Annotated in this window: 16 protein-coding genes; 10 read left to right on the top strand and 6 right to left on the bottom strand. The window is 59.2% G+C overall.

Annotated features, from left to right (window positions below):
• The first annotated feature begins 11 nt into the window (after window positions 1-11).
• Window positions 12-1034 carry a ferrochelatase gene (gene hemH, locus AB4N76_RS09095; RefSeq protein WP_460164394.1) on the top strand — a complete coding sequence of 341 codons (1023 nt, stop codon included), beginning with the start codon at window positions 12-14 and terminating at the stop codon, window positions 1032-1034.
• 89 nt (window positions 1035-1123) lie between these two features.
• On the opposite strand, the gene AB4N76_RS09090 is transcribed toward hemH, so the two are convergent.
• Together AB4N76_RS09090 and upp are read right to left on the bottom strand one after the other, a co-directional pair.
• The gene (locus AB4N76_RS09090; protein WP_109787829.1) at window positions 1124-2398 is read right to left on the bottom strand and encodes a uracil-xanthine permease family protein; all 1275 of its coding nucleotides are present in this window, start codon (window positions 2396-2398) and stop codon (window positions 1124-1126) included.
• Between the two features lie 2 nt (window positions 2399-2400).
• The gene (gene upp / locus AB4N76_RS09085; protein WP_077431271.1) at window positions 2401-3039 is read right to left on the bottom strand and encodes a uracil phosphoribosyltransferase; all 639 of its coding nucleotides are present in this window, start codon (window positions 3037-3039) and stop codon (window positions 2401-2403) included.
• Window positions 3040-3203: 164 nt separating this feature from the next.
• Here upp and AB4N76_RS09080 point away from each other — a divergent pair, with 164 nt between their 5' ends.
• The 4 genes from AB4N76_RS09080 (at window position 3204) to AB4N76_RS09065 (ending at window position 5154) form a co-directional block, all read left to right on the top strand.
• Window positions 3204-3761, top strand: a complete 558-nt coding sequence (locus AB4N76_RS09080; protein WP_046030190.1) for a hypoxanthine-guanine phosphoribosyltransferase — start codon at window positions 3204-3206, stop codon at window positions 3759-3761.
• Between the two features lie 3 nt (window positions 3762-3764).
• Window positions 3765-4238, top strand: coding sequence for a WbuC family cupin fold metalloprotein (locus tag AB4N76_RS09075; RefSeq protein WP_046030192.1), 474 nt, complete (start codon window positions 3765-3767; stop codon window positions 4236-4238).
• 79 nt (window positions 4239-4317) lie between these two features.
• On the top strand, window positions 4318-4803 hold the full coding sequence (locus tag AB4N76_RS09070; RefSeq protein ID WP_077431273.1) for a hypothetical protein: 486 nt from the start codon (window positions 4318-4320) through the stop codon (window positions 4801-4803).
• A gap of 63 nt (window positions 4804-4866) precedes the next feature.
• Window positions 4867-5154 (top strand): PA4642 family protein, encoded by a 288-nt coding sequence (locus AB4N76_RS09065; protein ID WP_046030198.1) that lies wholly within the window; start codon window positions 4867-4869, stop codon window positions 5152-5154.
• 97 nt (window positions 5155-5251) lie between these two features.
• On the opposite strand, the gene mqo is transcribed toward AB4N76_RS09065, so the two are convergent.
• Window positions 5252-6760, bottom strand: coding sequence for a malate dehydrogenase (quinone) (mqo, locus tag AB4N76_RS09060; protein ID WP_077431274.1), 1509 nt, complete (start codon window positions 6758-6760; stop codon window positions 5252-5254).
• 737 nt (window positions 6761-7497) lie between these two features.
• The gene (locus tag AB4N76_RS09055; protein WP_460164393.1) at window positions 7498-7731 is read right to left on the bottom strand and encodes a hypothetical protein; all 234 of its coding nucleotides are present in this window, start codon (window positions 7729-7731) and stop codon (window positions 7498-7500) included.
• Window positions 7732-7936: 205 nt separating this feature from the next.
• On the opposite strand from AB4N76_RS09055, the gene AB4N76_RS09050 reads away from it, so the two are divergent.
• Window positions 7937-8521 (top strand): YajG family lipoprotein, encoded by a 585-nt coding sequence (locus AB4N76_RS09050; RefSeq protein WP_046030238.1) that lies wholly within the window; start codon window positions 7937-7939, stop codon window positions 8519-8521.
• A gap of 182 nt (window positions 8522-8703) precedes the next feature.
• Here AB4N76_RS09050 and AB4N76_RS09045 read toward each other — a convergent pair whose 3' ends face one another.
• A complete protein-coding gene (locus AB4N76_RS09045) occupies window positions 8704-8910 on the bottom strand; it encodes a hypothetical protein (RefSeq protein WP_046030206.1) in 207 nt (68 codons plus the stop codon).
• A 194-nt stretch (window positions 8911-9104) separates the two neighbouring features.
• On the opposite strand from AB4N76_RS09045, the gene AB4N76_RS09040 reads away from it, so the two are divergent.
• Entirely contained in the window at window positions 9105-9383 is a 279-nt protein-coding gene (locus AB4N76_RS09040) for a hypothetical protein (RefSeq protein WP_046030208.1), read from the top strand.
• 64 nt (window positions 9384-9447) lie between these two features.
• Here the strand turns inward: AB4N76_RS09040 and AB4N76_RS09035 are convergent, their stop codons facing one another.
• Complete coding sequence (locus AB4N76_RS09035) at window positions 9448-10614, bottom strand: 1-acyl-sn-glycerol-3-phosphate acyltransferase (protein WP_077431275.1); 1167 nt, start codon at window positions 10612-10614, stop codon at window positions 9448-9450.
• A gap of 139 nt (window positions 10615-10753) precedes the next feature.
• Between AB4N76_RS09035 and AB4N76_RS09030 the strand changes: the two genes are divergently transcribed.
• Genes AB4N76_RS09030 through AB4N76_RS09020 form a run of 3 tightly spaced genes read left to right on the top strand, consistent with a single transcriptional unit; the run spans window position 10754 to window position 11865 of the window.
• On the top strand, window positions 10754-10936 hold the full coding sequence (locus tag AB4N76_RS09030) for a CPXCG motif-containing cysteine-rich protein (RefSeq protein WP_077431276.1): 183 nt from the start codon (window positions 10754-10756) through the stop codon (window positions 10934-10936).
• 9 nt (window positions 10937-10945) lie between these two features.
• The gene (locus tag AB4N76_RS09025; RefSeq protein WP_046030221.1) at window positions 10946-11206 is read left to right on the top strand and encodes a putative signal transducing protein; all 261 of its coding nucleotides are present in this window, start codon (window positions 10946-10948) and stop codon (window positions 11204-11206) included.
• 35 nt (window positions 11207-11241) lie between these two features.
• On the top strand, window positions 11242-11865 hold the full coding sequence (locus AB4N76_RS09020) for an SOS response-associated peptidase (protein WP_046030223.1): 624 nt from the start codon (window positions 11242-11244) through the stop codon (window positions 11863-11865).
• Window positions 11866-11976: the final 111 nt, after the last annotated feature.

Genomic DNA, 11976 nt, shown 5'->3' with positions numbered 1-11976 from the left:
TAGGACGTTGCATGACCGATCACGCATTGCTTCTGGTTAACCTGGGTTCACCTGCCTCCACCTCGGTGGCGGATGTGCGCAGCTACCTCAATCAATTTCTGATGGACCCGTATGTGATCGACCTGCCATGGCCAGTGCGACGCTTGCTGGTGTCGCTGATCTTGATCAAACGCCCGGAGCAGTCAGCCCACGCCTACGCGTCGATCTGGTGGGAAGAGGGTTCGCCCCTGGTGGTGCTCAGCCGTCGTTTGCAGCAGGCCATGACATCGCAGTGGACCCACGGTCCGGTCGAATTGGCGATGCGTTACGGCGAGCCGTCGATCGAGTCGACTCTGGTGCGCATGGCAGCGACCGGTCACAGGCGAATCACGCTGGCGCCGCTTTATCCACAGTTCGCCGACAGCACCACCACGACAGTCATCGAAGAGGCCAAGCGTGTTGTGCGCGAGAAAGGGCTCGACCTGCAGTTGTCGATTCTCCAGCCGTTCTACGATCAGCCGGAATACCTCGATGCGCTGGTGGCCACGGCCAAGCCCCATCTGGCGCAGGATTACGATCACTTGCTGTTGAGCTTTCACGGGTTGCCGGAACGGCACCTGAAGAAGCTCAACCCTGGCCACAGTTTTGAAGGGGGTGGTGATTGCTGCGCCGGGGCGCCGCCGGAAGTGGTCGCCACCTGTTATCGCGGGCAATGCCTGCGTACGGCGGCAGAATTTGCCAAGCGCATGGGCTTGCCGGACGGCAAATGGTCGGTGTCGTTTCAGTCGCGTCTGGGCCGGGCCAAGTGGATCGAGCCCTATACCGAAGCGCGCCTTGATGAGTTGGCCAAAAGCGGCGTGAAGAAAATTCTGGTGATGTGCCCGGCGTTCGTGGCTGATTGCATCGAGACGCTGGAAGAAATTGGTGATCGCGGGCTGGAGCAGTTCCGCGAAGCCGGAGGAGAGGAATTGGTGCTGGTACCGTGCCTCAATGATGACCCGCAGTGGGCGCGGGCGCTGAGCGCGTTGTGTGAGCGAGCGCCGCTGGCCCTCTAAAGGCATCGCGGGCAAGCCTTGCTCCTACAGTGTTCGACACAGAACCTGTAGGAGCAAGGCTTGCCCGCGATAGCTATCTTGAGGCCGACTTACAACAGCGGATCATCCGCCTTCTTGTGCTTCCAGCTGTCATTACCCGGCAGGATCAGGTTCAGCGCAATCGCCACCACCGCGCACAGCGCAATGCCTTTGAGGCCGAAGTCGTCCGGGCCGGTCCCGGTGCCGACCAGTACACCACCAATCCCGAACACCAGGGTCACCGACACAATCACCAGGTTGCGCGCTTCGCCCAGATCGATCTTGTGGCGAATCAGCGTGTTCATGCCCACGGCCGCAATCGAGCCGAACAACAGGCACAGAATCCCGCCCATGACCGGCACCGGAATGCTTTGCAGCAGCGCGCCGAACTTGCCGATGAACGCCAGGCTGATGGCAAAGATCGCCGCCCAGGTCATGATTTTCGGGTTGTAGTTCTTGGTCAGCATCACCGCGCCCGTCACTTCGGCGTACGTGGTGTTGGGTGGGCCGCCAAACAAGCCCGCTGCGGTGGTGGCAATGCCATCGCCGAGCAACGTGCGGTGCAGGCCAGGCTTCTTCAGATAATCGCGACCGGTGACGCTACCCACGGCAATCACGCCGCCGATGTGCTCGATGGCCGGGGCCAGGGCGACCGGAACGATGAACAGAATCGCCTGCCAGTTGAACTCGGGTGCCGTGAAGTGCGGAATCGCGAACCACGGTGCGGCGGCAATCTTGGCGGTGTCCACCACGCCGAAATAGAACGCCATGGCAAACCCGACCAGTACACCGGAGATGATTGGCACCAGGCGGAAAATACCTTTACCAAACACCGCGACGATCAGGGTGGTCAGCAGCGCCGGCATCGAAATCAGCATCGCCGTCTGGTAGTGAATCAGCTCAGAGCCGTCGCCGGCCTTGCCCATCGCCATGTTGGCGGCAATCGGCGCCATGGCCAGGCCGATGGAAATGATCACCGGACCAATCACCACCGGTGGCAGCAGGCGGTCGATGAAACCGGTGCCTTTGATCTTCACGGCAAGGCCGAGGAAGGTGTAGACGAAACCCGCCGCCATCACCCCGCCCATGGTCGCCGCGAGGCCGAACTGGCCCTTGGCGAGGATGATCGGGGTGATGAAGGCAAAGCTCGACGCCAGGAACACGGGCACCTGACGCCCGGTGACGATCTGGAACAGAATCGTCCCCAGGCCGGCGGTGAACAGCGCCACGTTCGGGTCGAGGCCGGTAATCAGCGGCATCAACACCAGGGCGCCGAAGGCCACGAACAGCATCTGTGCACCCGACAGCACCGTGCGCCAGAGCGGATCGTTGAACTCTTGCTGCATGCTCAAGCGTCCTTCTGCTTGGTACCGAAGATCTTGTCTCCGGCATCGCCCAGGCCCGGGATGATGTAGCCGTGCTCGTTGAGTTTCTGATCGATGGAAGCAGTGTAGATAATCACGTCCGGGTGAGCTTTCTCGACCGCGGCAATGCCTTCCGGCGCGGCGACCAGCACCATGGCGCGGATGTCCTTGCAACCGGCCTTTTTCAGCAGGTCAATGGTGGCGACCATCGAGCCGCCGGTGGCGAGCATCGGGTCGATGATCATGGCCAGGCGTTCGTCGATTTCCGGGACCAGTTTTTCCAGGTAGGTGTGGGCTTCGAGGGTTTTCTCGTTACGGGCCACGCCCACGGCGCTGACTTTGGCGCCCGGGATCAGGCTCAGCACGCCTTCGAGCATGCCGATACCGGCGCGCAGAATCGGTACTACAGTAATTTTCTTGCCGGCGATTTTCTCGACCGACACAGTGCCGCACCAGCCTTCGATATCGTAGGTTTCCAGCGGCAGGTCTTTGGTGGCTTCATAGGTCAGCAGGGCGCCGACTTCCTGAGCGAGCTCACGGAAATTCTTGGTGCTGATGTCTGCACGGCGCATGAGGCCAAGTTTATGACGGATCAGCGGGTGGCGGATCTCGAGGATGGGCATGGGAAAGGCTCCGGCGGCGGGCAAAAAAACCGGCCTAGATTAATCTATCCGAGGGTGTTGTCCTATAGACATACAGAACGTTAGTCCACAAACGCTTGATCTGACCGTGCGGGATGCGTACCTTTGCCCGCTTTTCCTGAATACGCCACCCCTTGGAGAGCGCCATGTCCGCTGATCTCGAGCATATCCGTCAAATCATGCGAGAGGCTGACTGCCTGTACACCGAAGCTGAAGTCGAGGCGGCTATCGCCCGCGTTGGTGCACACATCAACGAACAACTGGCAGACACTAACCCAGTGGTGTTCTGTGTGATGAACGGCGGCCTGATTTTCGCCGGCAAGCTGCTCACCCATTTACAGTTCCCGCTGGAAGCGTCCTACCTGCACGCCACCCGCTATCGCAATGAAACCAGCGGCGGCGAGCTGTTCTGGAAAGCCAAGCCGGAAGTGTCGTTTATCGACCGTGACGTGCTGATCATCGACGACATCCTCGACGAAGGTCACACCCTGGGCGCGATCATCGATTTCTGCAAACACGCTGGCGCGCGCAAAGTGCACACCGCCGTGTTGATCGACAAAGACCACGACCGCAAGGCTCGCCCGGACCTGAAAGCCGATTTCGTCGGCCTGCCGTGCATCGACCGCTACATCTTCGGTTACGGCATGGATTACAAAGGCTACTGGCGTAACGCTAACGGGATCTTCGCTGTTAAAGGCATGTAAACGATGACTACGCCGTGCTTTCTTGATCAATCCTTGTTCACTGATTTGGCCGGGAAAGCGGCGGCTAATCCTCGTGGGCGTCAACATCATAACTTCCATCAGATGGAAGATGCCTGTCATCGGATGGCCGTAGGCCTGCAGCCGAACACCTACATCCCGCCGCACCGCCATCTGGGTGAAAACAAGGCTGAAACCCTGTTGGTGCTCAAAGGGCGGCTTGGGGTGTTGATCTTCGATGAGTCCGGCACGTTGCTGACAAAGCAGATCCTGCAAGCCGGTGGTGATTGTGTCGGCGTGGATCTGCCCGGTGGTGTGTTCCACGGCATTGTGGTGCTGGAAGCCGACAGCCTGATGTTCGAGTGCAAGGCCGGTCCTTACCGTCCCGTGGGTGAAGGTGAGCTGGCACACTGGGCGCCGCGTGAAGGTGAGCCGGGTGTGGCCGAGTATCAGGCGTGGATGCGCGCTCAATTCGATTGATGTCCGGTACACCACCGCGATTTCCTGTAGCAGCCTTCGGCAGCTGCTACAGTGCTCCGCTTCGTCCCAGGAGCCCGTCATGAGTCTATTGATCCGCAGTTGCGCCGCTGTGTTGCTGACCCTCAGTTTGCCCCTGGCCGCCGCACCTGCGCCGATGCACGCGCAGTACCTGCCACCGGATGACCTGACCCTGCGCGACGCGGAGCCCGAGCAGCAACAGCTCATGCAGGTCACCGAGTATTCCGTGGTCGTGGGTAGCCAACGCCAATCCAGTCAACAGCCGATTCCGGTCACGTCACCGTTGTTGATCCGTCTCAAGGGTAAATCCCTGAACAAAGGCGCGACCATCAGCCAGGTCCTGGTCAACTTCGATGGCGAAAGCAAAAGCCTGAAAAAGCCGGTCTACGACGATAAAAGCAAAACCCTGACGCTGTATTACCCGTTGGCGCAATACCGGGTCGCCATCGACTTGTTGCGCAATGACACGGTGTATTGCCAGTTCTTGAGCTATGCCAATGGCCATGTCTGGGCTGATTTACACACCGCAGCCACTCGTCCGCGTTGAGCCCGGCGGCAAGGGAGGGGTAAACTGCCCGCCCCGTGAAATGTCTGCGAGCTGGAGTCGGCAATGCGTAAAGATAAGAAGCAAGTGATTGGTGACGAGATCGGCGACGAGCAGATCAAGTTGTTCCTCGATTTCGAGCCAGTCGACGCCACTTCGCCGTCGCTGCACAAATTGATCAAGGCCTACCGTGGCCTGCGAATCGATGACTTCGAGCGTTTTCTGACGTTCTTCGTTGCAGCCGGCTTCGACGTTGACGGCCAGGATGAGCACGGCAAAACCTTCGTTGACCTGATCCAGGATCAGCGCAACGCCCCGGATTACATCGAGCTGATCAAAAAGGCTCGCGGCTGATCTCCCAGCCAAACCGATATGTGTGGCGCGGGTTTTACCGGCCATAAAAAAACGCCCCGCTCTCAATGAGAGCGGGGCGTTTTTTTATGCGGCCCAATCAAGCGAAGCTTGGGGTCTCGCTGCTTTCTTCAACCAGTTCCAGCGCGATGTTGTTCTGCGTGTTGATCTTGCGATACAGCGCAGCATCGGTTTCCAGGACTTTCTCACGGGCCGGGAAGATTTCCGCCAGTTTGGCAGCCCATTCGCCCTTGGTCTTGCCCGCGAAGCATTTTTCGATCAGCTCGAGCATGATCGAAACCGTCACCGAAGCGCCTGGGGAGGCGCCGAGCAGGGCAGCAAGGGAACCGTCCTTGGCCGCGACCAGTTCGGTACCGAACTGCAGAACGCCGCCCTTTTTCGGGTCTTTCTTGATGATCTGCACACGTTGGCCGGCCACTTCCAGGCGCCAGTCTTCGGCTTTCGCTTCAGGGTAGAAACGACGCAGGGATTCCAGGCGCTGCTCCATCGACTGCATCACTTCGCTGACCAGGTACTTGGTCAGGTCCATGTTGTTTTTCGCCACGGCCAGCATCGGGCCGATGTTGCCAGCGCGTACCGACATCGGCAGGTCCATGAAGGAACCGTGCTTGAGGAACTTGGTGGTGAAACCGGCGTAAGGTCCGAACAACAGGGACTTGTTGCCGTCAACGACGCGGGTGTCCAGGTGAGGTACGGACATTGGTGGCGAACCCACGGCGGCCTGGCTGTAAACCTTGGCCTGGTGGTGCTTGACCACTTCCGGGTTGTCGCAACGCAGCCACTGGCCACTGATCGGGAAGCCGCCGAAGCCTTTGCTTTCTTCGATGCCCGAGGCCTGCAGCAGCGGCAACGCCGCGCCGCCAGCGCCCAGGAAGACGAACTTCGCGTCGACGTCACGGGTATTGCCGCTGTTGACGTCCTTGATGCTGACGGTCCAACCACCGTTGTTACGCTTGAGGCCAGTCACGCGCTTGCAGTACTTGACCTGTGCATCGGGTGCGCTGGTCAGGTGCTTGAGCAGTTGATTGGTCAGGGCGCCGAAGTTGACGTCGGTGCCATTCAAGACGCGGGTGGCGGCGACGACTTCGTCGGCCGGACGGCCCGGCATCATCAGCGGCATCCAGTCGGCCATTTTGGCTTTGTCTTCGGTGTATTCCATGTCCGCGAAGGCGTGGTGCTTGCTCAGCACCTTGAAGCGTTCCTTGAGGAAGGAAATACCGCTTTCACCTTGCACGAAGCTCAGGTGCGGCACCGGGCTGATGAACGTCTTGCACGAGCCGAACGTGCCTTTTTTGGTCAGGTAGGACCAAAACTGCTTCGACACCTCGAACTGGGTGTTGATGTGCACGGCTTTCTTGATGTCGACGGTGCCATCGGCAGCCTGCGGCGTGTAGTTGAGCTCACACAGCCCGGCGTGACCGGTACCGGCGTTGTTCCATGGGTTGGAACTCTCTGCGGCACCGGAATCCATCAGCTCGACGACTTCCAGCTTGATCGCGGGGTCGAGCTCTTTGAGCAATACCGCAAGGGTGGCACTCATGATGCCGGCCCCAACCAGTACTACGTCGACTGCTTCGTTATGCGCCATTTAACGCGTCTCCAAAATCTGCAGCACCAAATTGTCGGCATGGCTGCCAGGCGTTCCGGGGCGTGTCAGTGATGCCCCTGGTACCCATGTCAGTATCGCCATGTCCGAATCTTCGCAATTTTTCGCAACTTCGACGGACGCTACCGGCCGGGCTAATGAGGTCTATGAACTCATTTCAACACGCGACTGGCAATTCGACTTATGGTCGATACATCCGTTTGTGCAACCAAATCCGTAGCGGACAGGCTTCAGGCTCCGGTGTTCGAGGAGTACTCGGTCCTGTGTCGTTGGGCTGTTTCAGACGCTAATGGTGCATGTTCAGACGCAAAACTATTCATTTGCTCGCCACACTCTTGTGAAGTTGTGAAAACCCGTTTTTTTCACGCTCTTTTGAAGACGTGAACCTCAAAAAAGGGCTGTCCCTGCCTGGCACCGTGCCCGGAAGGATTGCCGTCATGGGGTACATGACTGGCAAAACGGGCAAACAGCTCAGTGACCGAGCGTAATGACAGCTCTGCAGATTCGCGAAAAGTGGGGGTTTTGCTCAAGGAGCAGCAAGCGCGCCAGCTTCACTCGATCTGTGTGGGCGGCTCTCTGTGGGCGGTGCGGGGTGTCAATACCGAGGCATTGACGATGCTGCGAGGCCCGATCAGGAGACGTCCTTATAATCGGGGGGAGATTGTATCTAAGAAACGCAGGGAAATGGACGTGTTTAATGACTTTTATTAGGCGTCTGGTCAGGTGGTCAACAGTTGTTGCGCTCGTGCACGTGGCTGACGGGTGCTAACCCGGGCACTCGGCGGCAGGGGATGGTGCAACCAGTTGAGGCGGATTTCTTCGATTTCGACCCAGCCATCGCCCATCGGCTGGAGGCTGCACTGCTTGAATGCCTGGCAATGACCATTGCTGTCGAGCAGGGCAAAGCAGCGATGCAGTGGGCGTGGCGCGAACAAACAGACGAGATAGCGCATGGCGAAGAACCTTGTGAGGTGACTGCAGTGAAGATTGCCCATTAGCCGTTACGTGCGAGTGTATGGGCGATGACAGGTGTGTGACAGGAACCGCTTTCCCAAGGGTATGTCAGATATTTCTGTATTGATTGACGGCCACTGGTTCGCCGCAGTGGCCCACCGCTATACTGCCAGCCTGTTTGTGCCTGATTCTGGAGAGAAGCGCATGTTGCAACGCCTGTTGTTCGGTTTGATCACTGTGACCAGTTTGACCCTCGTCGGCTGCGCCCACAGCCCGCAACAACTGAACCCTGAACCCAAGCTGACGACTCAGCTGGCACCGGTCGGTCATGGTCAGCCCGTGGTGGTGCGCGTGGTGGACGGTCGTCCGTCGCCAACGCTGGGCACGCGCGGCGGCCTGTACCCGGAAACCAGCGCGATTACCGTGCAGAGCGCGCAGATTCTGCCGAAGTTGCAGGCGCAAGCCGAAGCGGCCGTGCGGTTGCTGGGTTTCACACCGAACGCCAATGCAATGAATGCCCCGCAAATCACCGTGACCCTGACCGAGCTGAAGTATCAGTCGCCTAAAGAAGGCATGTATGTGACTGAAGCGACCATCGGTGCGACGTTCCGCTCCGATGTGCAGAACGCCAACCGTCGTTACAGCGGCCGTTACGGTGCATCGCTGGATCAGCGTTTTGGTATGGCACCCAACCAGGAAACCAACACCAAGCTGGTCAGCGATGTGTTGAGTGATGCGTTGACGCGACTGTTCAAGGACCCGACTGTGGGTCAGGTTCTCGGCGAGTAACTTTTCCGCAGAATCAACAAAGCCCGGAGCCAGCCATGGCCCCGGGCTTTTTTTATGTCTGCAATACACCGTTGGCCTGTAGGAGCCGAGCTTGCTCGCGATGGCGAACTGTCAGTCAACGTCAATATTGAATGTGATGCCGCCATCGCGAGCAAGCTCGGCTCCTACAGGTTGGGGTGGTGTCAGGCCGCTTCGGAATAGAAGTCCAGCACGCTCACACCGGTCAGCAAATCCGCTTCCGGCAAGTCCGCATGTTGATGCCCGCCCAGCGCGCAATAGACAAGCCAGTGACGGTCTTGAACGTTGAAGGCGAGGCTTCCCACAAGGTTTTGTTGCTCGTCGCTTGGGGCAATGAGGTAGAGGCGGTCCTGGTTTTCGGCGTGAAGCATGACGGTTTCCATGTCTGTTTGCGTGGGGCCGCAGACTGACGGATTCAGATGACGAAGCCGTGACGCAGGACAGGAATCTGCCAAATGGTGAGTTATTTGTCGTAAAGCAAGTGCAGGCGCAGAGGCTTTCGGTAGAATCCGCGCCGCCGTCGTCGGTTCGACGTCTGCCACACCTGTTTTGCTTGAGGTCCGTGATGTCGCTGCATTTGATGACGCTGTTTACTGCCCATCCCGCCAAGCTGGTCAATCTGCTGGCCTTGCTGCTTGCCTTCCCGGGCGGTTGGCTGCTGCATGCAACCCGTCGTCGCGAGCAACGTGCCATGGCCAGTATCCTGGCCCAGCGCCAGAGCCAGCCTGGCATCGAGCCGACCCTCGATTGGGCGACCTTGCGCATGAACCGCTTTTTCTATCGCTTCGGTTTTGCCTGCCTGGGGCTTGCGTTGCTGGTGTCGTGGATCAGCACGCGGGTTTGACAGCAAACAACGCAGCAATGAAAACGGCGCCCGAAGGCGCCGTTGTCGTATCCAGCCAAAAACCTTACAGCGGCAAGCCTGCCTTGACGCGGTACTGATTACGCACCGGCGTCGCATATTGCAGCACCATGAATGGGCGATGTTCCATCGGGCAGGCCTCCAGACGGCGCTGCCACTCTTCCTGTGCCTTGGCCAACTCATCGGCCGCAAACACTTGCGACGCTGTCGGCACCTGCAATTGCGGGTCGGCGTCTGTCCACTGGGCGTAAGCCAGGTAATGCACCGGGAACAACCGGTAGCCGCCCAGAATCTGCTTGTCCATCTCGACCGCCAATTGCTTGGTGTCATCAAACAGCTCGGTGATCGGCGCGGCGAAGTTCACATGGACCCGGCCCTTGTAGCCCGTGATGCCCTTGGCGATGCTCACATCGTCTTCGCCCGGTACTTTGGTGTAGCTGCCGGTGGTGGCGCGGATAAACAACTCGCGTGCCTTGGCCTGATCGCACGGGTCGTATTCATAGCTGATCGACACCGGGGTGAGGTTCAGCGACTGAATGACTTCGCCGAACGGCTCGTCCTTGCGGCTCATGTGGAACATTTTGAGGATGGCCGATTCGGTGCGGTCGTCGCCGTCTTTCGCCCGGCCTTCGGCCTGGGCGATCCAGATCGAGGCGCAATCGTTGCGGATCGAGTGGTTGATGTAGGCCGACAGCAGTTGATAGGCCGCCATCTTCTCGCGACGACCGGTGATCGAACGGTGCACGATGAAGCTCTTGTTCAGGCGCATCAGGTCGCTGACGAAGGGCTTTTGCAGCAGGTTGTCGCCGATCGCGATGCGCGGTGTCGGCAGGCCTGCGTGATACACGGCGTAGTTGACGAAGGCCGGATCCATCACGATGTCGCGGTGGTTGGCGATGAACAAGTAAGCGCTGCCGGACTTGAACTGTTCGACACCGGTGTACGTGACACCGTCGGTCGCGCGTTCGATGGTGTGGTCGACGTACATCTCGACCTTGTCCTGCAATGTGGCTACCGATGTCACACCGGCGAACTCTCGACGCAGCCGATGAGCTATAAGAGGTTTAAGCATCCAGCCCAAAGTGCCGGCAAAACGCGGGAAGCGGAAGTGGGTGAGGATATCTAGAAACGCCTTGTCGCCGAGCAGCCTGTCCAGTACCGCTGGGACTTCGCTATCGTCGTAAGGTCGGATGGCATCGAATTCGCCCATCATGCTCTCTTGTTAGAAACGGCTAGGGTAAGTAAAGGTTTTGATCGAAAACCAGCGGGGCACGGTCTGAAAAATTAGCCAGACAAAAATAGCCCTGCAAATAGACCGGCGATTATACGCACAAGTCACTTGGGAGACCGCGATGCTGGAACCTGCGCTGTATGAATGTCCGTATTGCGGTGAAGAGGTCGAGACGACGCTGGACTTGTCCGGTGGCGATCAGACCTATATTGAAGACTGTCAGGTCTGTTGTCGGCCGATTACCTTTGTTTTACAGGTTCATGAAGGCGAATGGCATCTCGAAGTCTTCAGTGAAAACGAATGAGGGGTGTCTATGCAGCGCATCTACGAACCTGAAAACCTGATGGAAGGCGAGTTGCTGCAAGGCATGTTGGCCAGCGAGGGCGTCGAGGCGCATCTGGTGGGGCGTGATTTGCTCGGCGGCACGGGCGAACTGCCGATCTTTGGCCTGTTGGGCCTGTCGGTGGATAACGACCAGGCCGAGTACGCCCGCGAGCTGATCACCGCGTACAATGCCGCGCTGCCGCTGCCTGGCGATGAACCCGAGAGCTTTCCCGGCACGCTGGTCTGTTAGGCTGGCGTTCGTTTGATCAAGAGTCGTGTCAGCCCATGTGTGGACGTTATGCCCTGTTTCGCTGGAACCCCGCCTTCGCGGCCCTGCCCGGTTTTCCCGCCGATCAGCAGGCCCAGTGGAATATCTCCCCCAACGACTCGGTATTGATGCTGCGCGCTGGTGCCGAAGGCCAGCGTGAACTGGCCCGTGCCCGCTGGGGCCTGACGCCGCCATGGCTGACCGACCTGTCCCGCACTCCAGCTCACGCCCGTGCCGAAACCGTGGCGGAGCAACCGATGTTCCGCCAGGCCTTTCGTGAACGTCGTTGCCTGCTGCCAGCCAACGGTTTCTATGAATGGCGCGGGACCACGCGCAAGCGCCCGTACTGGTTGACGCCGGGGGAGGGCTCTTCGCTGTTTTTTGCCGCTATCTGGGAAGCGTACCCGGTGCAGGAGCAGGTATGGCTGAGCACTGCGGTGATTACGCAACCGGCGTCGAGCCAGCGGCGACCGTTGATTCTCGATGCGGCGGGGCAGGAGGCGTGGCTCGATCCCGAGACGCCGTTGCATGTGTTGCAGGCATTGCTCGCCAGTGAACCCGCCGCGTTGCGCGAGCGGGTGCTGGCCAATCTGGTGAATGATCCGAAGCTGAATGCGCCGGAGTGTCTGACCCCCGGCTGATTGATCGTTCCCACGCTCCGCGTGGGAATGCCGCCATGGACGCTCCGCGTCCAAAGTGACGCGGAGCGTCACGGGATTCACTCCCACGCAGAGCGTGGGAACGATCGCAAC

The organism is Pseudomonas sp. S2_F03 (assembly GCF_054668335.1).
The sequence above is the reverse complement of the archived record's forward strand: the minus strand, read 5'-3'. Positions and strand labels throughout refer to the sequence as shown.